The organism is Limnohabitans sp. (assembly GCF_034680285.1).
Lineage (GTDB): Bacteria > Pseudomonadota > Gammaproteobacteria > Burkholderiales > Burkholderiaceae_C > Limnohabitans_A.
On the sequence record NZ_JAXITC010000014.1, the window covers coordinates 19,570 to 42,523 of the forward strand.

A 22,954-nucleotide genomic window follows, 5' to 3' on the forward strand; every position below is an offset into this window, starting at 1 on the left:
CATGCTTGAAGTCAAGAACATCCATCAGTATTACGGCGGCTCGCACATCCTGCGCGATGTGAGCCTGAGCGCCGTGCAAGGGCAAGTCACCGTATTGCTGGGCCGCAACGGCGTGGGCAAAACCACCTTGCTCAAATCGCTCATGGGCTTGGTACCCATCAAAAGCGGCAGCGTCACCCTCAGCAACCAAGACCTGACGAATGCGAAACCCTATGAACGCGCCGCAGCCGGCATCGGTTATGTCCCTCAAGGCCGGGAAATCTTTGCCCGCTTGACGGTGGAAGACAACTTGCTGATGGGTTTGGCCACACAGCCGGGCGGCTCACCGATTCCGCCGGAGTTGTTTGAGTTGTTCCCTGTTCTGAGACAAATGCTGCACCGCCGGGGCGGTGACCTTTCAGGTGGCCAGCAACAACAGCTGGCCATTGCCCGTGCACTGGCAGCCAAGCCGCGTTTACTCATCCTGGACGAGCCGACTGAAGGCATTCAGCCCAGCATCATCAAGGACATCGGCCGGGTGATCCGTCAATTGGCCGACGTGGGTCTGCAGGGCCAGCGCATGGCGGTGCTGCTGTGTGAGCAGTACTACGACTTTGCCGAAGAACTGGCCGACCAGTATTTGGTGATGGAGCGCGGCGAGGTGATTGCCCGTGGGCCAGGCAGTGAGATGAAGGAAAAGAACATTCAACAGTTGGTGGCGATTTGAGGTGTTGCTGAAGCACTCTTGCTGCAATAAAGGGGAGCGGTCTGGCGGAGGGCCGGTATGCAGCGATGGCGGTCATCGGGTCATATCTACTGTCGTGAAGCCGTCTGCCATTAAAAGACATTACAAATTCGGTATGGACAAGCCGCTACCAGTTTCACTTGCAGACTCAGCTTGTACGTCAAGTAAGTCGGCAAGCAACAGATTACACATCGCGGAACGCGGAAACAGACTTTGCAGTTAAGTTGGAAGGTTCTCAGAAAGATCAGGCGTCTCAAGCGGAGACGGTGGCCAATACCGACAAAAGCTGGTGCATATGGCCACGAAGACGTTGAAGGCCACCGCGTGGGTGCGAGTTTTAGCCTCCCGCTGGCTTGACTAAAACGAAGGAAACTATCAGCCAGAACCAGAAAGTTCAATGCAGTCCAACGTGTGAATTGGTTAGACTGGTCGAACTATGAACCCCTACGCCTCGCTCGCGGCTGCCTACGCCCGTTCTTTCGAAGAAGGTCAAGCCTATCCTTTGGGTGGGGTTGCGCCGGCTTCCCATCCGCCCTTGGCTGAAGGGGCTCCCAAGGCATTGATCTTTTCTCCACACCCTGATGACGAGTGCATCATCGGCGCCTTACCTTTGCGCTTGAGACGCCAATCGGGCTGGAACGTGATGAATGTTGCCGTGACGCTTGGCTCTGCCAAGGCTCGCCAAAGTGAACGTTTGACCGAATTGAAAGGGGCTTGCGGTTACATGGGTTTTGGCCTAATTCAAACGGCACCGAACGGACTTGAACGGGTGAACTTGAGCTGCCGACGAGAAGACCCCGAGCACTGGGCAGCCATGGTTCAGTTGATTGCCGGGCTTCTGTTGTCGGAGCAACCCCGTGCCATCTTTCTCCCACATAAACATGATTGGAACGCCACCCACATGGGGGTTCATTTTCTGGTCATGGATGCGCTGATGAAAACGGACACCGGCTTCAAAACGGCCTTGATTGAGACCGAGTATTGGCACCCCATGACAGACCCCAACCTGATGGTGGAGGTGAGCGAAGACATCCTCACAGATCAGATGACGGGAACGTCTTTTCATGCTGGCGAGGTCCGTCGAAATCCATACCATCTCTTCTTGCCGGCTTGGATGCAGGACAACGTTCGCCGTGGGACTGAGTTGGTGGGGGGTATGGGTGCAGCAACTCTGGGTTTTCAATTTGCTACGTTGTATCGGTTGAGCGAATGGCACAACGGATCGGCGGACGAATTTCACAACAGCCAAAGAATGTTGCCGATGTCCGAAAACGCAGCAGCGTTGTTTGCCTGATCACATACACCCTATTGACCAGGTCCCATGAAAACCTCAAGCCTTGAGGTCCTTGATCGGATGGGCTCGGCGGTGATTATTCTGCTGTGTCAGAGATTGCGCGGCATCGGGATCCAAAACCAGCGTCGTTGCTGGGTGCATTTGCAGCGCACTCGCGGGGCACAGTTCACTCAAGGGGCCCTCAACCATCGCAGCAACGGCTGCAGATTTTTTCGCGCCAAGCGCCAACATCACGATTTGTCTGGCCTCAAGAATGGTCTTGATTCCCATGGTCAGTGCCGTGTGCGGCTGAAATTCACCAGGCGCAAAAAAGCGTTGATTGGCCTCGATAGTTTGTAACGTCAAGCGAGTGAACCGCGTCCGTGAATCCATGCTCGAACCGGGTTCGTTAAAACCAATGTGGCCATTTTCTCCGATACCCAGCAACTGAAAATCAATTCCACCGGCCTCCGCGATGGCCCGTTCATAGGCCATACACGCGTCATCCAAATCGGATACATCCCCGCGCAACAGGTGTGTACAGTCTTCGTTGATGCCCAGGGGAATGAATACCCGGTGTCGCATGTAGAAACGATACGACTTGGGGTGATCCGTTGACAACCCAACGTATTCATCCAAATTGAAGCTGACCAATTCCCGCCAATACAATGGACGCTGTTGTTGGAGCAACACCAGTTCCGAGTAAAGAGCATCCATCGTGCCGCCAGTCGCCCATCCCAGCACACTGCAGGGCTTCGCAGCCACTTGTTGATACACCAAAGCTGCAGCTGATCGGGTGGCCTCTTCGCGGCTATCACATAAATGAATTTTCATGCGTATTCTTTGCCATAAGCATGCGTCTTGAATGATTCAAAGCCCGTGATTGATTCAATGCCGTGTTTGCATGCCCTGTACATAAACGGACACCATGGACTCCAAGCGCGTCAAGGCTGAGCCTACGGTCACGGCTTTGGCACCCCATGAAAAGGCTTGAGACGCCATCTCGGCCGATGCGATGCGGCCCTCTGCGATCACCCAAACACCCTGTTGGCTGAGTTGACGGACCATGTCGCTGTCGGGCGCTGCGTAGCTGGGCACGGTGTTTTCTGCTGTGTAACCACTCAAGGTCGAACCGACGCAATCAAAACCCATGCGATGCGCTGCCATGCCTTCTGCCACCGTGGCGCAATCCGCCATTGCCAGACAACCCCGGGCATGAATGGCATCCAAAAGGGATTCAATGGGTTCAGGTCGGTGCCGATGGGTGGCATCGCTGGCAATCATCCAAGCACCGGCGTCGGCCAAGGCTGCAACCTCTGCTGAGCGGGGCGTGATGCGCACGGGGCTGTTGGCGAGATCGCATTTCACGAGGCCGATCACTGGAATCTGTAGCTTGGGCGCGACCATCCCCACACGTCGAGCCCCCTCAATCCGCACAGCCACCGCACCTCCGGCTTGACTGGCCAAGGCCATGGCCAGCACGATATCGTCGTGATCCATGGGACCACCCGCCACAGGCTGGCAGGACACCACCAGACCACCTGATAAATCGTCCAGCACAGACTGGCGTCCCAGAGGCCCAACAGTGCGAGCGACGCTCAAATGATCTTGCTCCGAATGAAGGAGGTGACCACCTCGGTCAGCAATACCACGACGAAGATGACAAACAAAATCAGGCCGACTTGGTCCCAATAGAGGTTGCTCAGTGCACTGTCCAAGGCCACGCCGATACCGCCGCCCCCCACCAGACCCAATACAGCGCTTTCACGGATGTTGATGTCCCAGCGGAACAAGGCCACTGACCAAAAACTTGGCTCGACTTGGGGCCAATAGCCTTTGCTCAAAATTGATGCGGGTTGAGCACCGGTTGACACCAAAGCCTCGATCGGGCCTGGCCGAGCCTCTTCAAAAGCCTCGGCCAGCAGCTTGCCAACAAAACCGATGGAACGAAACCCAATGGCCAAGACGCCCGCCAACGCACCTGGACCAAAGATGGCCACAAACAGCAAGGCCCAGATCAGAGAGTTCACCGACCTTGAAGACACCAAAATGAACTGAGCGATCCAATTTAGTGTTTTTGAGCGCGTGATGTTTTTCGCTGCCAAGAGCGCCACGGGAAAGCCCAGGATCAGCGACAGCAATGTGCCCAAGGTGGCGATGTGGAAGGTTTCAATCAGCGCTCCATGAACACCTTTGGCATAGTAGGCCCAGTCCATGGGCCACATGCGTTGAAACAAATCCCAAGTTTGCAAGTGCGCGTCGTACAGGAACTCAGGGATGATTTCCACTTTGCGAGCCGACCAAACGATGGCCGCAACCGCCAACAAGTAAAACGTGAATCGACCCAAGCGCTGCGCCAAGGTGAAACGTTGCCAAATGCGTTCGCCCTCCGAGGGTGGCTGAATGGTATTGTGTGGTGCGCTCACTGAAACACCTTTCTCAACCAACCTGAGAAAACCTCGGACACCATGATGATGGCGATGATGGCCAACAAAATCGTCATCACAAAATCGTAATCAAAACGTTGGTAGGCCGTGAACAAGGTGGCGCCAATGCCACCGCCGCCCACAATACCGACCATGGTGGAGTTGCGCAAATTGGAGTCGAGTTGGTAGGCAGAGAAACCCACGAAACGGGCCATCACTTGAGGCACAACACCCACGATGAGCACGTTCAACCAAGAAGCGCCTGTGGCCCTGACGGCCTCAACCTGTTTCATGTTCATCTCTTCAATGGCCTCTGCCAACAACTTGGCGATGAAACCTATCGAAGAAACAATGAGCGCCAAGATTCCCGCCAATGCGCCAAACCCCACGGCTTTGACGAAAAGAATGGCGACGATCATCGGGTGAAACGAACGGGCCAGGGCAATGACACCACGACCCAACCAAGACAGCCAACTGGGCACCAAATTGCGAGCGGCCATCAGTCCAATGGGGATGGACAAAAGAATGCCCACAAAAGTGGACAGAACAGCGATCTGCAAGGACTCGAGCAAACCCTCGCTCATCAAGACGAGCAAGTCGGGAGCGAAATTCGGTGGCCACAGCCGATCTAAAAACTTCGCCCCTTGCGCCAAACCCCGGGAAAAACGATCCCAGGTAACGCCCAAGGTGGACAAGGCGTACAACACATAGAGAGCGAACGCCAAGAAGGCGATTCGCTTGGGCCAGTTGGGCACAAAGGCTGCTCTCATTCGGCATCCATCCAACTCTCACCACCATAAATTTCAGCCAAGTGGTGGGCTTTCAGCGCCTCTGGAACCCCATCGAACACCACTTGCCCGTGAGCCATGCCAATGATCCTGTTGGCAAAACGCTTGGCCAATTCAACGTTGTGGATGTTGATGATCACAGGGATGCCACGAGCGCTGGTCAACTTCACCATGATTTCCATCACCTCGACCGAGGTCTTGGGATCAAGTGACGATGTGGGTTCGTCGGCCAAAATCAAATCCGGCTCTTGCATCAAGGCTCTGGCAATACCCACCCGTTGGCGTTGACCGCCAGACAGCTGATCGGCCCGGCGGTTGGCGAAATCGCCCAAACCGACAGCCTCCAGCAATTCAAAGGCGTGCTGAATGTCCGATGCCGAATATTTGCGCAACCAAGCCTTCCAAGCGGGCATGTAGCCCAATCGGCCTGAGAGCACGTTCTCCATCACGGACAGACGCTCCACCAAGTTGTATTCCTGGTGCACCATGCCGATCTTTCGACGCGCATTGCGCAACTCGGAACCCGTCAAACTGGCCAGGTCTTTTCCCTGAAAGTGAATCTGACCATGGCTTGGATTCACCAAGCGGTTGATGCATCTGACCAAAGTGGATTTACCCGTGCCAGATGGACCGATGATGGCCGTGATACCACGGCCATCAACCGTCAAGTTGATGGACTTGAGGATGGGTTTGCCAGCGACGTATTCCTTGCTCAGTTCCTTGATAACAAGTGCTTGTGCATGGGTCATGTTTTAACCACGGTCACTGCTTGGGTGCGGGTGCTGCTGCAGTTGCGGCGCGTTTGGCTGCCGCATCGGCGTCGCGCTTTTGCTGAGCTTCAAAGGCGGCGCGGTTGTAAGGCGTGCCAGAGCGCTCAGCCACTTCGCGGATGGGCTTCCAAGTTTCTTTGTAGGTGATGGGCAGGAATCGGTCCATGCCGTTGTATTCCTTCTTCAGCTCATCAGTGAATTTATAGGAAACCATGCAGTCCGTGATTTTCTTTTGCAGTTCGGGCTTCAGGTCGTGCGACATCACAAAACCTGTGGTCGGGAACACTTGGCTTTTCCAGATGATGCGGAAGTCTTGCGCCTTGACTTGGCCGCGCTCGGTCATGCGCTCAAAAATATCGGAAGCCACTGCCGCAGCTTCGTAGTCACCCAAACTCACACCGATGATGGACTTGTCGTGCCCACCAGACATCAGTGGTTTGTAATCGGTATCGGGGGTCAGTCCTTGTTCTGTAAAAAAGACCCGTGGAGCCAAGTTGCCAGAGTTCGAAGTCGGGGACACATGGGCCACTTTCTTGCCCTTCAAGTCTGCAAGCTTCTTGAAAGGGCTGTCGGCCCTCACGATGGCATAAACCTGATAACCACCAACACCTTGGGCATTGCCCATACCAACAAAAGGCACGCCACCCGCCATGTTCACCGCAAAACCAATGGCTCCAGTGGCGTACAAAGCGACGTGCATGCGGCCTGCTCGCTGCGCTTCGATCTGAGCGGAGTTCGACTGGACGTTAAAGAATGCAACCCTTTTACCGGTGCATGTTTGCAAGCTGGCCATGATCGGCTCATAAATCGACTTGTAAACCGCTGGGTTTTCGGTGGGAGACCATGCAAACACCAAAGTAGAAGGATCACGCTGTTTGGAGGGATCCGTTGGCACGTCAGCGACCATGTCGTTGTTGGCGTCGCAATAAATGGTGTCGAGTTGCCCGCGGTTGGAGCAGTTGTCTTGCGCCAAAGCATGGCTCGAGAACAAGGTTCCCGCAGAAACCGCCATCGCCATCAAGTAGAACGTCTTTTTCATTTTGCTAGTCTCCTGTTTGATTGAGATTGATTTTTCGCACCGAGCCCGAAATCGACAAAAAAATTCGGTTGACTGACTTCCATTTGCATGGATTTGCACCAGCATTATGAGGCGATTTACCCCGCCAAATTGGCCAGATTTAAAAGGCAGGGATTACCCTGAAAGCTCTTCACCTCATCAGCCAATGGCCAGCGCATGGCCAAGTAACTTGCACCAAGGTGTTTTGGTTGACTTGTTCAAAATGGAGAGCGATGTCGCTGGCGAGTCAAGTCACCAGGTTTGTCGCTAGCACAACTGATAGGATTCGAACAACTTTTTCTTGAGGGTTAAAAATATGGCCAAGTCCGTAGTGGTTTTTGATTTGGGTGGCGTTGTTTTCCATTGGGCACCTTTGACACTGTTGAAACAGGTCATGCCACACCATGCTCAGGATGACGCCTCGGCCAAGCACCTGAATGACCAGATTTTTCAGACCATGAACGTGCACGGTGATTGGGCCCAATTCGACCTGGGTTTGGTGGAGCCCAAAGAACTTGCCGAGCGCATCGAACGGCGCACAGGCTTGGCAAGCCAGGATATCTTGGCTTTGGTGGATGCCTTATCGCCTCACATGACGGTCAAGCAAGACACGGTCGAACTCATGTCTGATTTGCGTGAAGCGGGCCATAGGCTGGTTTACTTGTCCAACATGCCTTTGGGTTTGGCCCAATGGATTGAGCAAGACCATGCATTTTTTCAGTGGTTCGATAACGGGATTTTTTCTGCCCGTGTCCAACAAGTCAAACCAGACCCCATCATTTTCAAAACAGCCACCGAGCATTTGGGTCTGCATCACACGCCGACCGTTTTCTTGGACGATATGCAGCGCAACATCGATGTCGCCGTTCAACATGGATGGCAAGGCGTGCGTTTTGTTTCTGCCTCGCAAGCGCGCCAAGATCTCGTGGGTCTTGGCTTGCTCCCTGCATGATCGCGGGTGTTTCGCACCACGAGCCTGGCGGCCTGCAAGACACGCTGGGCGCAGGCTTGATCAGCCCTGCACTACGTCCAGATAGGCCTGGCGGGTTTCGGGACTGACAGCATCCAGCTCTTACTACTAGCGGGTAGGGGAAAGCATCAGCGACTGGGTAGGGATTCTTCTGGCCAACTTCTCTGCAGCTTATTCAAGCTCAAAAAATGACCTTTGCTGTGAGAGCACACCATGAATAGATCCCCCCACCCCCTTGGTCTTGGGGGTCCTACTGGGGGTGGGTAGCAGCTACTATTACCATCTTCTGCCACCTTTGTCAGCGGAACTACTATCAAGTGTGACTACTATCACCCAGCCCGAGATGTCTACTATCACTGCTGGCGCACCTACTATCAGGGGACATTCGGTTCGAGACTACTATCACCACGATCTTGCTGGGGGCGGGCTTACAAATGACGTCACAAGCTTCCGACGCCTCGACAGGGACACTTTAGAAAAGAGCGAGAACAGTTCCGCTAACGTTGAAAAAATGGCCTACAAAATGGCCTACAGAAATGAAAAATGCGCCCGAAGGCGCATTTTTACTAGGTCACTTGCGGAAACGGAGGGATTCGAACCCTCGATGAGGCTCTACACCCCATACTCCCTTAGCAGGGCTCGGCAAGAGTTTACGGAATTGGGGCATTTAAGAACTTTTATCCTTATAAATCATGTAGTTACAGCACCAAATTTCAACAAAAAACTTCAAAGAAACTCTGCTTTAGTGGACGAAAAATGGTCGGAGTGGACGGAAATTGGACGGATTTGAGGGGTTTTTTGCTCTTTTTTTCGCAATATCAATTCAAAACAAAGACATCTAAATCACATCAAATAAGGCATGGTGAGGATAGAAAAAGCCAGCCCACATCGTGAGGCAGTGGCAGCTTTACTGTGGTTCCTGCACTTGGTTCCAGCTTGTCATGGTCCGCTTACAGCCTCAAGCAGACTTTCATCCAGCAAGGCCCCTTCAGACAAACCACAACACGCCAACCGCACAGCCCGCCACCATAACCACGAATCCCAGTCCTACGGCCAGGGCATAGTGAAACCCACCGCTGGCCATCGCCAAAGCGGTTTTGGCCACTGCGCTGGAGGCCAGCACGGCCACCAGTGCCCAGTGCGCCCACTCAGGCGTCATGCCGGCTGTCTGTTCCAGTTGGGCAATGCTGGCGGCTGCGGCATGCACTTCTACCCATGCCACACACAGGGCTGCCACCAGCACACCGACATCGCCAAAAGCATGTTGCAGCCAAGCGGCGAGCAAGGACATCAAGGCGATGATGCTGGCCATGCCGAGGGCATGAGTGAGCTTGAAGGCACGCCCTGTTGGGGTATTGCTACCGTCCCCATCGATGCGACGCAAGGCGAGCAGCACCACCAGAAGCAAGCCAAGGCCCGCCAAGACCAGTGGCCAGCGCATGGCAAACAGCAGCGTCGGTGATGCGGCCCCCAGCACCCCGGCAAACAGCGTCAACGACGCCAGATTGGCCAGCAGGGCTCAAGCCGCTGCAGGCAGTGCCTCACTTTGCCCTACCCGCACGCGCTGACCCGTACTGACGACCACGGCAGTGGAGGACACAAAACCCGAAAAGAATGCCGCCAGTGGCATACCCCAACGCCCCCCTAGCGTACGCTGTGCGACATGGCCCAGCATGCCGACCGCCATGACCAGTACCACGATGCGCCACAGCGTGGTGGGTTGCAGCACACCCCAGGGGTCTATCTTTAGGTCCGACAGCAGCGGCATCACGACCAGTGCTGCGGCAGCCAGCACACCGAGAGCCGCAGACAAGCTCGGGTTGTGCTGCGCCAGCGCCGACAGCATCAATGTCGCCAGCAAGGCCACCTCGCCCGTCTGGCCGGGATCGCTTTGGGCGGTGGCCTGATAACCGCCAATCACCAACGCACCAATCACCAGCACAATGGCCACAAATGGCCAAGTGCCCAAACTCCAACTCACATAGCCGAGCATCGCCACCAGCGCATGCGTTCGCGTGCCAGCCTTGGTTCTACCGGGTTGGTGTCGCCGCTCGCGCACCACACCGATCAGCAAACCCACCCCCAGGGCGGTCAGCAAACCCATCCAATGCGCGGTGGAGTTCATAGCAAAACAAACATCATCCGCATCTGAACACGAGGCCCAGCGCCTCACAGTGATCCAGATCACTCTCTGATTGAACCAGGCCTTGGAAAAAGAGCCTGTGGCCTGCTGAATGAGTGATGAACTGGCGCTTGGGAGAAAAAATCTCTGGGGTTACATGTTCCACAACCGCGGAACGTCTCCTGGCAACCCCCACAGCTCATGCCGCCAAGCAGCCCACACCATTCGCAGCAGTTGAAAGGCCGGCTCGGTCACGGGCGACAGCACCCGCAGCACGATCACCTGTTGGTGAGGCGATGTAGCTCCCGCAGTCAGCCGCAGTTCAGACGCTTCAAGCAACTCACGCGCACAGGCCAGGGCGCGATCAGAGCGTTCTTGAGCGATGGCACTGCCCGCTGCAAACACCAGTGTGGCCATACAGCGCTGGCCTGCCAGGCCCAGCGGGCTGTTCATCAATCGGGTGTCGCTGGCGTTGATCGTGCCGCGTTCCAGCCACACGCCGGGAATTTCCAGGTGTTGGCGGAATGCACCTTGAGTGAAAGGCATGTCTGCCGCTGGCAACCCTAAGGCGGTGATGTCCCATGTGATCAATTCAGCCCCAGGAGCCAGGTCGAACACAGCACGGTTGAGACCCTCACACCCGTTGTAGGCAATGGCTTCGAGAGGCAACCATTCCAGTCGTGAACCTGTTTCTAATTGGGCATGCACCTGTTGGGTGGCCAAGCCTGCTTCGCTTCTGTAAAAGCGGGTGGCGCCGGGCGTGGTCACCAAGCCATGTGCGCCGGGTCCGACAGTGACGCGCATGTCGAGTGTGTCGCCACCCACCAAGCCGCTGGGCGGGTGCACCAGCACGTTGTGGCAGACCGCATCGCCTTCGGGGTAGAGGCTTTGCAAGATGCGCAGCGGGCCTTGGTGCAGGTAGCGGGCCACGCTGCGCTCGGCTTCGAGCGTGTAGTCCAAATCCAGACGTGCGAGCCAAGTCATATGGCGCAGTCGATGGGTTTGTCCAACTTCACGTCTAACCGTTCACACGTTTTATTCACCCTGCGAGCCGCGATGTGCCCAAGCGGTGGTGTGCTTTTCGATGTAGCTGAACAACTCGTACATGACCATGGCCATGGCACCCACCACCACCAGACCCGAAAATGCCAGACCCATCTGCATGGCCGATCCGGCCGAGATCAACAGGTAACCAATGCCTTCGTTCGATGCGGTCATCTCGGACACGGTGGTGCCCACAAAGGCCAGTGTGATCGCGACTTTGAGAGAGCCGTAAAAGTAAGGCATGGAGCGGGGCAGGCCGACTTTGACCAGCACGTCCCAGCGTTTGGCGCCCAATACGCGGAGCACGTCTTCGAGCTCAGGCTCGAGCGTGGCCAAACCGGTGGCGATGTTCACCATGATTGGGAAGAAGCTGATCAAGAAAGCCGTCAAGATAGCGGGGCCGATGCCGATGCCAAACCACACCACCAAGATCGGCACGAACGCCGCTTTGGGCAGCGCGTTGAAGGCGGTCATGAGTGGGTACACGGCGGCATAGGCCAAGCGCGAGCTTCCGATGATGAACCCCAGCAGGACGCCCACCACAATGGCAATGCCAAAGCCCACCATGGTCACCCAGAAGGTGCGCCAGGCGTGACCTGCGATCACGTCGCGGTATTCCACGGTTTGTTCTGCAATGCGCCAAGGACTTGGGAAAACGAATTCAGAGACGTTGAAGGCGCGGCACAGGCCTTCCCAGATCAGCAAGCTCAGCACCAGCAAGATCCAGGGCGACCAGGTTTCGAGGGATTTCTTGTTCATGAGGGGGCTCCCGCTTATTGGTTGATGGCCGCGCCGGTTTTGCGCATGGCACCGATGTGACCGCGCAGCTCGTGCACGATGTTGGTGAATTCGGGGGTGTAGGTGATTTCTAGATCACGCGGCCGCGGCAGATCGATTTCTTTTTTCACCACAAAGCGGCCGGGGCTCTTGCTCATCACGTACACCGTGTCGGCCAAAAACACCGATTCGCGCAGGTCGTGCGTGACCAAAATCACGTTGAACTTTTGCTCGGTCCACAAGTCGCGCAAGATGCACCAGAGCTCTTCACGCGTGAACGCGTCGAGCGCACCAAAGGGCTCGTCGAGCAAGAGCATCTTGGGCTCATGGATCAAAGCCCGGCAAATGCTGGCGCGTTGCTGCATGCCGCCCGAGAGTTGCCAAGGGAATTTGTCTTCATAGCCACCCAATCCCACGGTGTTCAGGAGCTTGCGTGCGCGCTCCACGTATTCGGCTTTTTTCTGTTTGAAGTTCGTGCGGTAGGGCTCCACGATTTCGAGCGGCAGCAACACATTGTCGAGCGTGGTGCGCCACGGCAGAAGCGATGAAGCCTGAAACGCCATACCGCTGATCTTGAGCGGACCGGTGACAGGCTGGCCGTCCACCAGGATGCGGCCTTTGCTGGGCATCTTCAGGCCGGTGGTCAGCTTCATGAAGGTGGACTTGCCGCAGCCCGATGGCCCAACGATGGCGATGAACTCGCCTTGTTTGACTTGCAGGTTGATGTCTTCAACCGCGAAGTGGTTTTGCGCCAGCAACTCGTCGTTGTAGGCGAGCCAGACATTCTGGAAATCAACGAATGATTCTTGGGTCATGGTGAATGCTCGAAAATGGTGTTCGAAAGTGTATACACGCTACGCCCTGTAAAAGCCCACCGACCCCAGAAGGGTGAAGGTGGGCTAGGCGCAGGGGGGCGATGGCCCCGCAGCTCGCGCTGATTTACTTCTTGCCTTTGGGCAGGATGTCCAGCTCTTTGGCTGTGGGCAAGAACGCACCGTTCCAGATGTCTTCAACCTTGACGCGGGTCTTGGTGTTGAACGCGTCCGACACTTGCGAAGCCATCAGTGTCAAGCGTGGGCCGTTGATCTGGCCAAAGCCTTCGGCGCGGGCCGATGGGCTGTTGATAACGGTGTCGATGGCCAGTTGCAAGCGGCGAGTTTCGAGGGCCACGTTGATGATGCCGTCACGGGCCTTGACCGATTCAATGGCTTTGGCCGGATCAGCCATCACGTCTTTGGCGCCCTTGGTGAAGGCAGTCAGGAACGCTTTCACAGCGGCTGGGTTTTCCTTCAGGATCTTGGGCGAGGCGATGATCGCGTTGCCGTAGAGCTTGACGCCGAAATCGGGGTACTGCATGACCACCACGTCTTCGGCTTTCACGCCACGCGCTTCGATGTTCAGCAAGGAAGTGAAGGTGAAGCCGGTGATAGCGTCCACGTCACCACGCACCAACATGGTTTCGCGCAGGGGTGGGTCCATCGCGGTCCAGGCCACGTTGCCAATGCTGTTGGCTTTCTGGAAGATGGGGAAAGCACGACGACCGGCGTCAAACACAGGAGCGCCCAGCTTCTTGCCAGCCAAGTCGGCAGGTGTCTTGATGCCGGACTTCTTCAAAGCCATCACCGAAGCGGGTGTGTTGTTGTAGACCATCATGATGGCCACAGGCTTGTTGGGGGCGTCAGGGTTGTTGGCGTGGAATTCCATCAGGGCGGCCAAGTCGGCAAAGCCCAGGTCGTAAGTGCCCGAGGCCACACGGGTGACTGCGCCACCGGAACCGTTGCCAGAGTCGACGGTCACGTCCAGCTTGGCATCTTTGAAATAGCCTTTGGTGCCGGGGACCAGAAAGAAAGCAGCAGGGCCCTCAAAGCGCCAGTCCATCTGAAACTTGATGGGGGTGGTCTGGGCTTGCGCCAAACCGAAAGAAGCCACAGCTGCCAATGCGGCTGTGGCTTTGATGAAGAAACGCTTGTTCATAAGGGGGCTCCAGGGTCAAATAAACGGTGAATCTTGTTTAGCAAATTCGGTGCCATTATCGACCATGGTTCTGACAAGCTGTGTCAGGTTCATCCCCTAGAAACCCCCTTTTTTGGTGCCGAAGCGACGTTTCTGTGGCACCAAAATGGGGTTAAAAGTATCCACGCACCTTTTCAATGCGCTTCGGCTTGTTTGGCCGCTTCAATCGCGTCGCGGCTGTCACCCTTGGAGCCGTTGAAATACAGGTTCAAGAGCACAGCGCTGATGGAGGCCAGCAAGATGCCCGACTCGATCAGCGGGTGGATGCTGTGGGGCATCCATTGCAGGTAGCGCGGTGCGATCAGCGGGATCATGCCAAAGCCGATCGAAATCGCCACGATGAACAGGTTGTTGCGGTTGCCTTTGTAGTCCACGCTGGCCAAGATACGGATACCGGTGGCGGCCACCATGCCGAACATCACCAAGCCCGCACCACCCAAGACGAAGGTGGGCAGCGACTCAACCAAGGCCGCCATTTTGGGCAGCAGACCCAGCACGATCAGGATCACGCCGCCTGCCACGCAGACGAAGCGGCTTTTCACGCCCGTCACACCCACCAAACCCACGTTTTGCGAGAAGCTGGTGTAGGGGAAGGTGTTGAAGATACCGCCAATCAGCGTACCCAGACCGTCGGTGCGCAGACCTGCGGTGAGCATTTTTTGATCGACTTTTTTGCCGGTCAGATCGCCCAAGGCGAGGAACATGCCGGTCGACTCGATCATCACCACAATCATTACCAAGGTCATGGTCAGGATCAGGATCGGGTCAAAGACGGGCGTGGCGATTTCGAAGGGCAGAACCAAGTCAAACCAGCCGGCTTTGCTGACTTTGTCGAAGTTCATGAGGCCAGCGGCCGTGGCCACCACACCACCGATCACGATGCCCAGCAGCACCGAAATGTTGGCCACAAAGCCACGGGCGTACTTGGCAATCAGCAAGATAGACACCAACACGATGGCGGCGATGCCGATGTGCGACAGCTGCGCGTACTTGGGGTTGGGCACCGAGCCCACAATGTTCATGCCGGCAGGCACTGGGGGCACCGCACCCGTGCTGGCCGCTTGTTTGGCGGCATCGAGCCAGGCCAGGTGTTCCGGGTTAGGGATGCTGGGCGCTGTGGGGCCGAAGGGGTTGCCAAAAATCCAGTTGATGCCCACACGCATCAAGCTGATGCCGATGACGGCAATGATGGTGCCGGTGACGACAGGCGGGAAAAACCGCAGCATCCGACTCACGATGGGCGCAATCAAGATCGATATCACCCCCGCACCAATGATGGCGCCAAAGATCAGCCCGGCGCCTTGCACGCCCGGGTTGTTGTTGGCCATGGCGACCATGGGGGCCACAGAAGCAAACGTCACGCCCATCATCACGGGCAATTTGATGCCAAACCACTGTGTGGCACCGAGCGATTGGATCAGCGTGACCAAACCGCAGCAAAACAGGTCGGCGGAGATCAGCATCGCCACTTGTTCAGGGCTGAGTTTGAGGGCGCGGCCGACGATCAGGGGCACGGCCACCGCGCCGGCATACATCACCAGCACATGTTGCAGGCCCAAAGCGGCGAGCTTGCCATTGGGCAAATGCTCGTCCACGGGGTGGATGGTTGAACTCATGGAGGGGTCTCCTGAAAAGTAAACAGAGGGGGGAAAACCGCAAAGAAACTAGATGTGTGCTTCTTTGTGTTCGAAACTGTATACAAAATTAAATGCCAACCGTTACCTCGTTTACCCTGAGGTTGGAGGATTTGCATTCAAGTTGGACTCATGGCCGCTTTCAACACGCGTGCGTAGTTGCCGATGCAAACTTTTTGAATTTCAGAGTCGCTCAGTCCGGTGTCAGACAACAAATTGGCGACCAATCTCAATTCGCGGTAGTAGTTCACGACCCCGTTAGACCCCACGCCTTCAATATCGGTACCAAAACAAACGTGGTCGGCGCCAAGTTCTTTGACCATTTTGGCAATGCCCTCTGCATAGGTTTTGTGGCGCTTGTTGGGGTCAAGTGCAATGGGGTATTCAGGGTACAGAGCTCTCCCCCCTTCGCTGATACCCAGCGACCACAACCCAATGATGCCGCCTTTGTCGGTTATTTTTTTGGCATTGCTGATCGCCAGCCTTCGCGCCAAAACGCCAAATCTGTCGTCAAAGCGCCCTTGTGTCATGGAGACCCAGCCATGTGACCAGATCATGGGTTTTTTAGAAATTTCCAAAGCCTGCTCGACGCTGATCGGATCGCTGTGTGCCAAATCGATGAGGATGCCCAACTTGTTGCACTCGGCCACCAGAGACTGCCCCAAGGGCGTCAAGCCGCCGAATCGGGGGGCGATGGTCTGAAGATCACCGATGGGGCTGCGGATGTAATGCACCAGTTGCAAATGACGCAAACCCTGCGCATGTGCTTTTGACAGATCGTCTAACTGCCCTTCCAAAAAGTCGGCGCCCTCTGAAGACAAAACCACATAGGGTTTGCCCGACATCGCTTCATCAACATCAGCAGCGGTGGTGATGAATGGGATTTTTTTGTCTTGCAAATAAGACTTGATGTCGCCTATTTTTCGGTTGAACTCAAAGGCCAGTTGCCCCTTGCCCGGCTCAGCTCTTTGTTCAATACCTGAAGGGGTGGCGCGTAACCAGGGGCCATCGGGCACCACGCACCAAGCCATCAAACCCAAGCGGGCTTCTTGTGCTTGTTCTAGAAAATCGGCGCGGGCGATAGATTTTTGAATCAAACCCAAATGCGAATGCACATCAGCCAAGGGGTAAGTGGTTTGTGCTCTGCTGACTCCTGGCAAGGCCAAGCAACTGGCCAGCAGGCCCAAGGTTTGACGGCGATTCAAATCTGTACGCACGTTCACTCCTGGCTGGTTAATCACATGCGTTGGATTATCCCCAAAGAGGAAGTAACGCCAGATACTCTCGAGACAACCCGTAATGCTTCAAACCGCCATCAAGGGAAACAGCGCATGGTCCATCGGCACTCCGGCAGGCAGCTCTTAGTCTAGCCCTGGGAAGGGCGGCGAAGTGACCCAAGGCCGTGGCGCGTGGGTCATGTCGTCGCCCAAAAAGCGCACCGAGTACACGCGCCTGCGTTGTATGCCGTCCACGCCTGCTGAAGCGTGCAGGCTGAGCATGTGAAAACACACCAAGTCGCCCGGCTGCAAGTCCCAGCCGATGATGGGGAAGTCTTCGCGGTGCTGGTCGATGTTGGGCAATTCAGCCAGGGATCCTTCTGGGAACCATTTGGCTTGGTTCGTCATGAAGGTGCGTGGCATGAGCCAGGGGCCACGGTGTGAGCCCGCGACAAACTCCAGCGTGGACGGGCGGGACACCGGGTCCACCGGAATCCAGAAACTGATGTTTTGCAGACCGTCCACGTTGTAGTACGGCTGGTCCTGGTGCCAGGGCGTGCGCTGGCGCGTGCCGGGCTCTTTGACCAGCAGGTGGTCGTGGTACAGGCGCACCGTCTGGCTTTGCATCAGGCGCTGCCCCAGTGCGGCCAGGGGCGTGTCGAAGATGAAGCGCTTGTACTGCGGGATGTCCTGCCAGTTGCAAAAGTCTTCAAAAAAGCGCCCCGGGTCGTCGGGCCTGCTGGCCACCATGCCGCGCGGGCTGGGCTGGGCCAGGTTGGCTTCGATGCCGCTTTTGAGCAATTCCACTTCGTCTGGCGTGAACAGGTTGCGGATGCACACCGCACCGTCGCGCTGGTAATCGGCCACATGTTGGTCGGTGGTGCAGGCCTGCACGCGCTGGAGCAGGGTGTCAAGCTGCGGCGCGCTCATGTTCAGGCCAGCAAATCCAGCAAGGTCCGCGCCACAACTTTGGTGGCCCGGCGCAGGTCTTCCAACTGCACATGCTCGTCGGCACGTTTGGCGTTGGACTCGAGCACGGTGCGGGGGCCTGCGCCGTAGATCACGCCGGGGATGCCGCGCTCCACGTACAGGCGCACGTCGGTGTACAGCGGCGTGCCCAGGGCAGGGATGGCTTCGCCGAAAACTTGTTCACCGTGTTTCTGAATGGCGCTGACCAGCGGTTGGTTGCCCGCCAGTGGTTTCATGGCGTTGGCCAGCAGCATGCGGCGCACATCCACTTTCAGCACATGGCCACCGCGTGGGGGCTTGAAGCTGGCAGCGGCGTCGGCAATGGTTTGGCGGATGCTGGCTTCCACTTCGGCCGGGTTCTCTTCGGGGATCATGCGGCGGTCAAGCTTGAAGCTGACTTTGCCGGGCACCACGTTGGTGTTGGTGCCGCCTTCGATCAGGCCCACGTTCAAATACGGGTGGGTGATGCCCTCGACCTTGGACGTGACCTTCAGGTATTGCGTGTTGAGCGCGAGCAGGGCATTCAGGATGTGCACCGCGCCTTGCAGCGCGTCGGTGCCGCTGTCGGGGATGGCGGCGTGCGACATCTCGCCTTGCACGGTGACTTCCATTTGCAGGCAGCCGTTGTGCGCGGTGACGACCTGGTAGCTGAAGCCTGCCGCGATCATCAGATCAGGCTTGGTCAGGCCCTTGGCCAGCAACCAGCCGGGGCCCATTTCGCCGCCAAATTCTTCGTCGTAGGTGAAGTGCAGTTCAACACCGCCTTTGAGGGGTGCGTTCAAGGACTCCAACGCACGCGTGGCAAAGGTGAATGTCGAAAAGTCGCACTTGCTCACGGCGGTGGCGCGGCCGTACATCGCGCCGTTGTGGATTTCGCCGCCGTAGGGTGGGTGTGTCCAGCCTTCGCCGGGAGGCACCACGTCGCCGTGGGCGTTCAGGGCGATGGTTTTGCCTTCGCCGTATTTGCGGCGCACGATCAGGTTGGTGATCGACTCCAGACCATAGGCGTTGACTTCGAAGGCGGGCACAGGGTGCTTTTCTGCGTCAAAGCCCATGGGCGCGAGCAACTCGGCGGTGCGCTCGGCGTGTGGCGCGTTGTTGCCCGGAGGCGTGTCGGTCGGCACTTGCACCAGGGCCTGCAAGAACTTGACCTGTTCGTCGAAGTGCGCGTCGATCCAAGCGTCGAGTTGTTGGTATTGAGTTTCGGTAGCGCTCATGGCAGTTCCTGAGAGAGTTGGTTCAAAACATGGGTGAAGGCGTCGACGCACAGTTGCATGTCGTCGCTGGTGGTCGATTCGCGTGGGTTGTGGCTGATGCCCCCGTTTTCGCCGCGCACAAACAGCATGGCTTGTGGCATGACTTCGTGCAGCTTCATCGCGTCGTGGCCTGCGCCGCTGGGCAACTTGAACAGCGGCACGCCCAAGGCGCTCACGGCGCGTTCCCAGCGTGCTTGCCACTCGGGGGCGCTGGGCGCAGCGGCGGCGCTCATGGTCAGCTCGGCTTTGACGCGCACACCTCGGCGCTCGGCAATTTGGTCAAGTTGGCTCATCACGTCGGCCACCAGTGCGTCACGCTGTGCATCGGTGGGGGCTCGCATGTCCAGGCTGAAGGTGCAGCGCCCGGGCACCACATTGATCGAGCCGTTGGGCACTTGCAGCTGGCCAATGGTGGCCACACTGTCGCCGTCTTGGGTGGCGCGTTGCTCCATGTAGAGCGCCAGTTCGGCCACAGCACAAGCGGCGTCGCGGCGGCGGTCCATGGGGGTGGTGCCCGCATGGCTGGCCGTGCCGAAGACCTCGCACAGGTAGCGCACGCTGCCATTGATGGAGGTGACCACGCCCAGCGGGATGTTGACTTCATTGAGCACCGGGCCTTGCTCGATGTGCACTTCGATAAAGCCGAGATACTGCGCTGGGTCGCGCTGGATTTTGGGGATGTCGTCGATGCACAGGCCCGCATGCTGCATGGCTGCACGCATGGTGATGCCATCGGCATCTTGCTGCTCCAGCCAAGCGGGGTTGAACTGGCCAATGAGCGCTCCTGAACCGAGGAAGGTGGCTTTGTAGCGTTGGCCTTCTTCTTCGGCAAATGCCACAACTTCAATACCAAAGGGCAAGCGTTTGCTCTGTTGGTGCAGCTGCTGCACACAAGCCATGGGCACAAAGATGCCCAAGCGCCCGTCGTACTTGCCGCCGTTGCGCACGGTGTCGTAGTGGCTGCCCGTCATGAGGTATTTACCGCCTGCGGTGGCCGGGTGGTAGCGGCCCACCACGTTGCCCACGGCGTCGGTGTAGACCTCGTCAAAACCACAGTCACGCATGTTTTGTGTGATGCGCTGGGCGCAGGCGCGGTGCGCATCGGTGAGGTAAGTCACTGTCAGCTGGCCTGCTTCGGCAAAACCAGGGTCCGAGTGTTGCGCCAGCTTTTCTTGCCAGTCCCAGACCTGGTGGCCCAGCGTGGGCTCCACGCCAAACTTGTCGTTCAGGCGGATCTCGACGATGCGGTGGATGTTGCGCAGACACTCGGCCAACTCAAAGTCGGGGTGACCGAACAGGCGTCGCTCAAACGCCTCGATGATCTGTTTTTTACTCAAACCCACACCCCGTGGACCGCGCACGGCTAAGATGAAGGGCCAGCCGAACTTGGCGTTGTAATCGGCGTTGAGCTTTTGGATCTTGGCGAACTCTTCGGGCGTGCAGTCGGTCAAGCCCGCCTTGGTTTGTTCGTTGGTCGACTCTGCCGTGAGCGACTTGCTGACCATGGCCTTGCCTGCCAACTCCGGGTGGGCGCGGATCAGGCCCAGCTGCGCGTCGCGCCCAGCGTGTGCCAGCACTTCGCACATGGCGTGTTTGAGGTGCGCCAGCGATGTGAAGGGGCGTTGAGCCAAAGCCTGCTCGGCGATCCAGGGTGAGTGCTCGTACAGGCCGTCGAGCATCTGCGCGGCTTCTGCAGCGGATGCTTGGTTAAGTTGGTCGAGGGTCAGGGCCATGTTCAATCCTTGTAGGGGTATGTGGCTTTCCAATGCCGCGCGATGTCGATGCGCCGCGCCACCCAGACCTTGTCGTGGGACTGGATGTGGTCCAAAAAGCGTTGCAGGGCGGTGATGCGGCCCGGGCGTCCCAGCAAGCGGCAGTGCATGCCGATGCTCATCATCTTGGGGGCGTTGTCGCCGCTCGGGTCACCTTCGGCATACAGCGCGTCAAAGGTGTCCTTCATGTACTGAAAGAACGGGTCGGCGTGTGAATAGCCCTGGGGCAGCGCAAAGCGCATGTCGTTGCAGTCCAGCGTGTAGGGCACGATGAGCTGGGGCGCGTCGGTGCCGTCTGACTTTCGCACCTTCATCCAGAACGGCAGGTCGTCGCCGTAGTAGTCGCTGTCGTATTCAAAGCCGCCAAAGTCGGCCACCAGGCGGCGCGTGTTGGGGCTGTCGCGCCCGGTGTACCAGCCCAGAGGGCGTTCACCGGTCAACTTCTGAATGATCTCCATCGCCTCGGCCATGTGGGCGCGTTCGGTGGCTTCATCGATATTTTGGTAATGGATCCACTTGAGGCCATGGCAGGCGATGTCGTAGCCCAGTTCTTTGAAGGCGGCGGTCAATTCGGGGTGCTTTTGCAGCGCGGTGGCTACGCCAAACACGGTGAGCGGCAGGCCACGCTTTTCAAACTCGCGCAGGATGCGCCAAACGCCGGCACGCGAGCCGTATTCGTAAATGCCTTCCATGCTGATGTGCCGCTCAGGGAAGGAAGCGGGGTTGAACATTTCAGACAAAAACTGCTCGGAACCCGCATCGCCGTGCAACACCGAGTTTTCGCCGCCTTCTTCGTAGTTCAAGACAAATTGAACTGCCACGCGTGCGCCACCTGGCCACTGGGCGTGTGGCACATGGCGTCCGTAACCTTTGAGGTCGCGGGGGTAGGGGAGGGTGGAGTCGTAAGTGCTCATGGTCGTGTCTAAGGGCTCAGGCAAGGGCCAGGGAAATGTCGTGGGTGGGCACTTTGCGGTCAAAGGTCAGGCTGGCTTCGACGTGCAGCAGGTGTTCATGCATCAGGCGCACGGCCAAGTCAGCGTCATGCGCTTCGAGGGCGGCCACGATGGCCACATGCTCGTCGGTGGAGTGCTCGGCCTCGTTGCGCGACTGGTACATCAGCGTGATCAAGGCGCAGCGCGAAATCAACTCGCCCAGCACCTGGGCCAGCACGTCGTTATTCATCAACTCGGCCATACGCACGTGGAAGTCGCCCAGCAACTCGGTCCGGCCCGTGATGTCGCCCTGCGTCACAGCTTCGCGCTCTTGTTGGATGTGTTCCTTGAGGGCCACGATTTGTTCGGGCGTGACCTGCTGCACAAAGGCGCGGGTCATTTCAGCCTCCAACATGCGGCGCACGGCAAACACCTGCTGGGCTTCTTCGACCGATGGTGCTGCCACAAACGCGCCGCGTGCGGGCTCCAGGCGGATCAAACGGTTTTGCGACAACTGAAACAGCGCTTGGCGCACCAATGTGCGCGATACGCCAAAGTGGTCGGCCAGCTTTTGCTCGGCCAGTTTGGAGCCGGGCAAGAGCCGGTGCTCCACAATGGCGCGGGTCAGTGATTCGACGATGTGGTGCGTGGTGGAAGTTTCCATGTCTCGCAGTTTCTCAGGCTGGTGTGCCCTTTGTTTTGGGGCCGTTGGCGCAAATCATAGCCGCCGAAAGCAAAATTGTATACACTTCGGTCGACCGGTTTAAAGGGCTTTTGAAAGCCTTGCCAAAACCACCCTTTTTCACCCCCACTCTAGACAAGCGAGCACACCATGGGATTGAGCACACACGTTTTGGACACCATGCACGGCTGCCCCGCTGCGGGCATGCAGGTGGCCCTGTACACCACCCAAGGCGATCAGGCCACTTTGGTCAAAAGCTTCACCCTGAACCACGACGGGCGCAACCCCGATGGCATGCTGTATGACCACGCCAGCCTGCGCAAAGGCACCTACCGTTTGGTCTTCAATGTGAGCGACTACTTCAAAGCCAAAGGCGTCGAGCTGCCTGAGCCCAACTTTCTGAACCGCGTGTCTCTGGACTTTGGGGTTGCACATGAAGACCAGCACTACCACGTGCCCCTGCTGGCAAGCCCTTGGAGTTACTCCACCTACCGCGGCTCTTAAGACAATTGGGATCTGACCCCAATT

The 22,954-nt window shown here is 57.4% G+C and carries 21 protein-coding genes and 1 pseudogene; 4 read left to right on the forward strand and 18 right to left on the reverse strand.

The genetic code is table 11. From position 1 onward, the window contains the following. The first annotated feature begins 1 nt into the window (after position 1). Together urtE and SWE17_RS12030 are read left to right on the forward strand one after the other, a co-directional pair. Complete coding sequence (gene urtE, locus SWE17_RS12025) at positions 2-706, forward strand: urea ABC transporter ATP-binding subunit UrtE (RefSeq protein ID WP_322993331.1); 705 nt, start codon at positions 2-4, stop codon at positions 704-706. Positions 707-1,160: 454 nt separating this feature from the next. Continuing rightward, complete coding sequence (locus tag SWE17_RS12030; RefSeq protein ID WP_322993332.1) at positions 1,161-2,018, forward strand: PIG-L family deacetylase; 858 nt, start codon at positions 1,161-1,163, stop codon at positions 2,016-2,018. 36 nt (positions 2,019-2,054) lie between these two features. On the opposite strand, the gene nagB is transcribed toward SWE17_RS12030, so the two are convergent. Genes nagB through phnD form a run of 6 tightly spaced genes read right to left on the reverse strand, consistent with a single transcriptional unit; the run spans position 2,055 to position 7,020 of the window. Beyond that, positions 2,055-2,831 (reverse strand): glucosamine-6-phosphate deaminase, encoded by a 777-nt coding sequence (nagB, locus tag SWE17_RS12035; protein ID WP_322993333.1) that lies wholly within the window; start codon positions 2,829-2,831, stop codon positions 2,055-2,057. Between the two features lie 54 nt (positions 2,832-2,885). Next, positions 2,886-3,599 (reverse strand): N-acetylmannosamine-6-phosphate 2-epimerase, encoded by a 714-nt coding sequence (locus SWE17_RS12040; RefSeq protein ID WP_322993334.1) that lies wholly within the window; start codon positions 3,597-3,599, stop codon positions 2,886-2,888. Then, entirely contained in the window at positions 3,596-4,423 is an 828-nt protein-coding gene (gene phnE / locus SWE17_RS12045; RefSeq protein WP_322993335.1) for a phosphonate ABC transporter, permease protein PhnE, read from the reverse strand. Before phnE (SWE17_RS12045) ends, SWE17_RS12040 begins: the two co-directional genes overlap by 4 nt. Beyond that, on the reverse strand, positions 4,420-5,193 hold the full coding sequence (gene phnE, locus SWE17_RS12050; protein ID WP_322993336.1) for a phosphonate ABC transporter, permease protein PhnE: 774 nt from the start codon (positions 5,191-5,193) through the stop codon (positions 4,420-4,422). Before phnE (SWE17_RS12050) ends, phnE (SWE17_RS12045) begins: the two co-directional genes overlap by 4 nt. Beyond that, positions 5,190-5,960: a phosphonate ABC transporter ATP-binding protein gene (gene phnC, locus SWE17_RS12055; RefSeq protein WP_322993337.1), complete on the reverse strand. Its 771-nt coding sequence runs from the start codon at positions 5,958-5,960 to the stop codon at positions 5,190-5,192. Before phnC ends, phnE (SWE17_RS12050) begins: the two co-directional genes overlap by 4 nt. Positions 5,961-5,973: 13 nt before the next feature. Then, the gene (gene phnD, locus SWE17_RS12060; RefSeq protein ID WP_322993338.1) at positions 5,974-7,020 is read right to left on the reverse strand and encodes a phosphate/phosphite/phosphonate ABC transporter substrate-binding protein; all 1,047 of its coding nucleotides are present in this window, start codon (positions 7,018-7,020) and stop codon (positions 5,974-5,976) included. A 334-nt stretch (positions 7,021-7,354) separates the two neighbouring features. Between phnD and SWE17_RS12065 the strand changes: the two genes are divergently transcribed. Then, positions 7,355-7,990: an HAD family phosphatase gene (locus SWE17_RS12065; protein WP_322993339.1), complete on the forward strand. Its 636-nt coding sequence runs from the start codon at positions 7,355-7,357 to the stop codon at positions 7,988-7,990. A 1,006-nt stretch (positions 7,991-8,996) separates the two neighbouring features. Here the strand turns inward: SWE17_RS12065 and SWE17_RS12070 are convergent. From SWE17_RS12070 to SWE17_RS12125, 12 genes and pseudogenes are all read right to left on the reverse strand, one after another. Continuing rightward, positions 8,997-10,133, reverse strand: a pseudogene (locus SWE17_RS12070) (MgtC/SapB family protein). A gap of 150 nt (positions 10,134-10,283) precedes the next feature. Beyond that, positions 10,284-11,114 carry an urease accessory protein UreD gene (locus tag SWE17_RS12075; protein WP_322993340.1) on the reverse strand — a complete coding sequence of 277 codons (831 nt, stop codon included), beginning with the start codon at positions 11,112-11,114 and terminating at the stop codon, positions 10,284-10,286. A 51-nt stretch (positions 11,115-11,165) separates the two neighbouring features. Continuing rightward, positions 11,166-11,933, reverse strand: a complete 768-nt coding sequence (locus SWE17_RS12080; RefSeq protein WP_100117841.1) for an ABC transporter permease — start codon at positions 11,931-11,933, stop codon at positions 11,166-11,168. A 14-nt stretch (positions 11,934-11,947) separates the two neighbouring features. Next, a complete protein-coding gene (locus SWE17_RS12085) occupies positions 11,948-12,766 on the reverse strand; it encodes an ABC transporter ATP-binding protein (RefSeq protein ID WP_322993341.1) in 819 nt (272 codons plus the stop codon). Between the two features lie 124 nt (positions 12,767-12,890). Beyond that, the gene (locus SWE17_RS12090) at positions 12,891-13,925 is read right to left on the reverse strand and encodes an ABC transporter substrate-binding protein (protein WP_322993342.1); all 1,035 of its coding nucleotides are present in this window, start codon (positions 13,923-13,925) and stop codon (positions 12,891-12,893) included. A gap of 173 nt (positions 13,926-14,098) precedes the next feature. Continuing rightward, positions 14,099-15,580 (reverse strand): nucleobase:cation symporter-2 family protein, encoded by a 1,482-nt coding sequence (locus SWE17_RS12095; RefSeq protein WP_322993343.1) that lies wholly within the window; start codon positions 15,578-15,580, stop codon positions 14,099-14,101. A 137-nt stretch (positions 15,581-15,717) separates the two neighbouring features. Beyond that, positions 15,718-16,815 carry a dipeptidase gene (locus SWE17_RS12100; RefSeq protein WP_322993344.1) on the reverse strand — a complete coding sequence of 366 codons (1,098 nt, stop codon included), beginning with the start codon at positions 16,813-16,815 and terminating at the stop codon, positions 15,718-15,720. A 144-nt stretch (positions 16,816-16,959) separates the two neighbouring features. Then, entirely contained in the window at positions 16,960-17,745 is a 786-nt protein-coding gene (locus tag SWE17_RS12105) for a phytanoyl-CoA dioxygenase family protein (RefSeq protein ID WP_322993345.1), read from the reverse strand. Between the two features lie 2 nt (positions 17,746-17,747). Continuing rightward, entirely contained in the window at positions 17,748-19,001 is a 1,254-nt protein-coding gene (locus SWE17_RS12110; protein ID WP_322993346.1) for a M20 family metallopeptidase, read from the reverse strand. Then, a complete protein-coding gene (uraD, locus tag SWE17_RS12115; protein ID WP_322993347.1) occupies positions 18,998-20,773 on the reverse strand; it encodes a 2-oxo-4-hydroxy-4-carboxy-5-ureidoimidazoline decarboxylase in 1,776 nt (591 codons plus the stop codon). The genes SWE17_RS12110 and uraD overlap by 4 nt, the downstream gene beginning before the upstream one ends. 2 nt (positions 20,774-20,775) lie before the next feature. Continuing rightward, positions 20,776-21,726 carry an allantoinase PuuE gene (gene puuE / locus SWE17_RS12120; protein WP_322993348.1) on the reverse strand — a complete coding sequence of 317 codons (951 nt, stop codon included), beginning with the start codon at positions 21,724-21,726 and terminating at the stop codon, positions 20,776-20,778. 16 nt (positions 21,727-21,742) lie between these two features. Continuing rightward, the gene (locus SWE17_RS12125) at positions 21,743-22,408 is read right to left on the reverse strand and encodes a GntR family transcriptional regulator (protein ID WP_205872531.1); all 666 of its coding nucleotides are present in this window, start codon (positions 22,406-22,408) and stop codon (positions 21,743-21,745) included. Between the two features lie 168 nt (positions 22,409-22,576). Here SWE17_RS12125 and uraH point away from each other — a divergent pair, with 168 nt between their 5' ends. Beyond that, entirely contained in the window at positions 22,577-22,930 is a 354-nt protein-coding gene (gene uraH / locus SWE17_RS12130) for a hydroxyisourate hydrolase (protein WP_019425501.1), read from the forward strand. The last annotated feature ends 24 nt before the right edge of the window (positions 22,931-22,954 follow it).

Bases quoted from the DNA above. Each gene is read 5' to 3' on its own strand.
- SWE17_RS12110 (WP_322993346.1), bottom strand. From the start codon at position 19,001: ATGAGCGCTACCGAAACTCAATACCAACAACTCGACGCTTGGATCGAC.
- phnE (WP_322993336.1), bottom strand. From the start codon at position 5,193: ATGAGAGCAGCCTTTGTGCCCAACTGGCCCAAGCGAATCGCCTTCTTG.
- SWE17_RS12075 (WP_322993340.1), bottom strand. From the start codon at position 11,114: ATGACTTGGCTCGCACGTCTGGATTTGGACTACACGCTCGAAGCCGAG.
- uraH (WP_019425501.1), top strand. From the start codon at position 22,577: ATGGGATTGAGCACACACGTTTTGGACACCATGCACGGCTGCCCCGCT.
- SWE17_RS12080 (WP_100117841.1), bottom strand. From the start codon at position 11,933: ATGAACAAGAAATCCCTCGAAACCTGGTCGCCCTGGATCTTGCTGGTG.
- SWE17_RS12105 (WP_322993345.1), bottom strand. From the start codon at position 17,745: ATGAGCGCGCCGCAGCTTGACACCCTGCTCCAGCGCGTGCAGGCCTGC.
- phnC (WP_322993337.1), bottom strand. From the start codon at position 5,960: ATGACCCATGCACAAGCACTTGTTATCAAGGAACTGAGCAAGGAATAC.
- phnD (WP_322993338.1), bottom strand. From the start codon at position 7,020: ATGAAAAAGACGTTCTACTTGATGGCGATGGCGGTTTCTGCGGGAACC.
- SWE17_RS12125 (WP_205872531.1), bottom strand. From the start codon at position 22,408: ATGGAAACTTCCACCACGCACCACATCGTCGAATCACTGACCCGCGCC.
- puuE (WP_322993348.1), bottom strand. From the start codon at position 21,726: ATGAGCACTTACGACTCCACCCTCCCCTACCCCCGCGACCTCAAAGGT.
- SWE17_RS12030 (WP_322993332.1), top strand. From the start codon at position 1,161: ATGAACCCCTACGCCTCGCTCGCGGCTGCCTACGCCCGTTCTTTCGAA.
- urtE (WP_322993331.1), top strand. From the start codon at position 2: ATGCTTGAAGTCAAGAACATCCATCAGTATTACGGCGGCTCGCACATC.
- nagB (WP_322993333.1), bottom strand. From the start codon at position 2,831: ATGAAAATTCATTTATGTGATAGCCGCGAAGAGGCCACCCGATCAGCT.
- SWE17_RS12085 (WP_322993341.1), bottom strand. From the start codon at position 12,766: ATGACCCAAGAATCATTCGTTGATTTCCAGAATGTCTGGCTCGCCTAC.
- SWE17_RS12065 (WP_322993339.1), top strand. From the start codon at position 7,355: ATGGCCAAGTCCGTAGTGGTTTTTGATTTGGGTGGCGTTGTTTTCCAT.
- SWE17_RS12095 (WP_322993343.1), bottom strand. From the start codon at position 15,580: ATGAGTTCAACCATCCACCCCGTGGACGAGCATTTGCCCAATGGCAAG.
- uraD (WP_322993347.1), bottom strand. From the start codon at position 20,773: ATGGCCCTGACCCTCGACCAACTTAACCAAGCATCCGCTGCAGAAGCC.
- SWE17_RS12090 (WP_322993342.1), bottom strand. From the start codon at position 13,925: ATGAACAAGCGTTTCTTCATCAAAGCCACAGCCGCATTGGCAGCTGTG.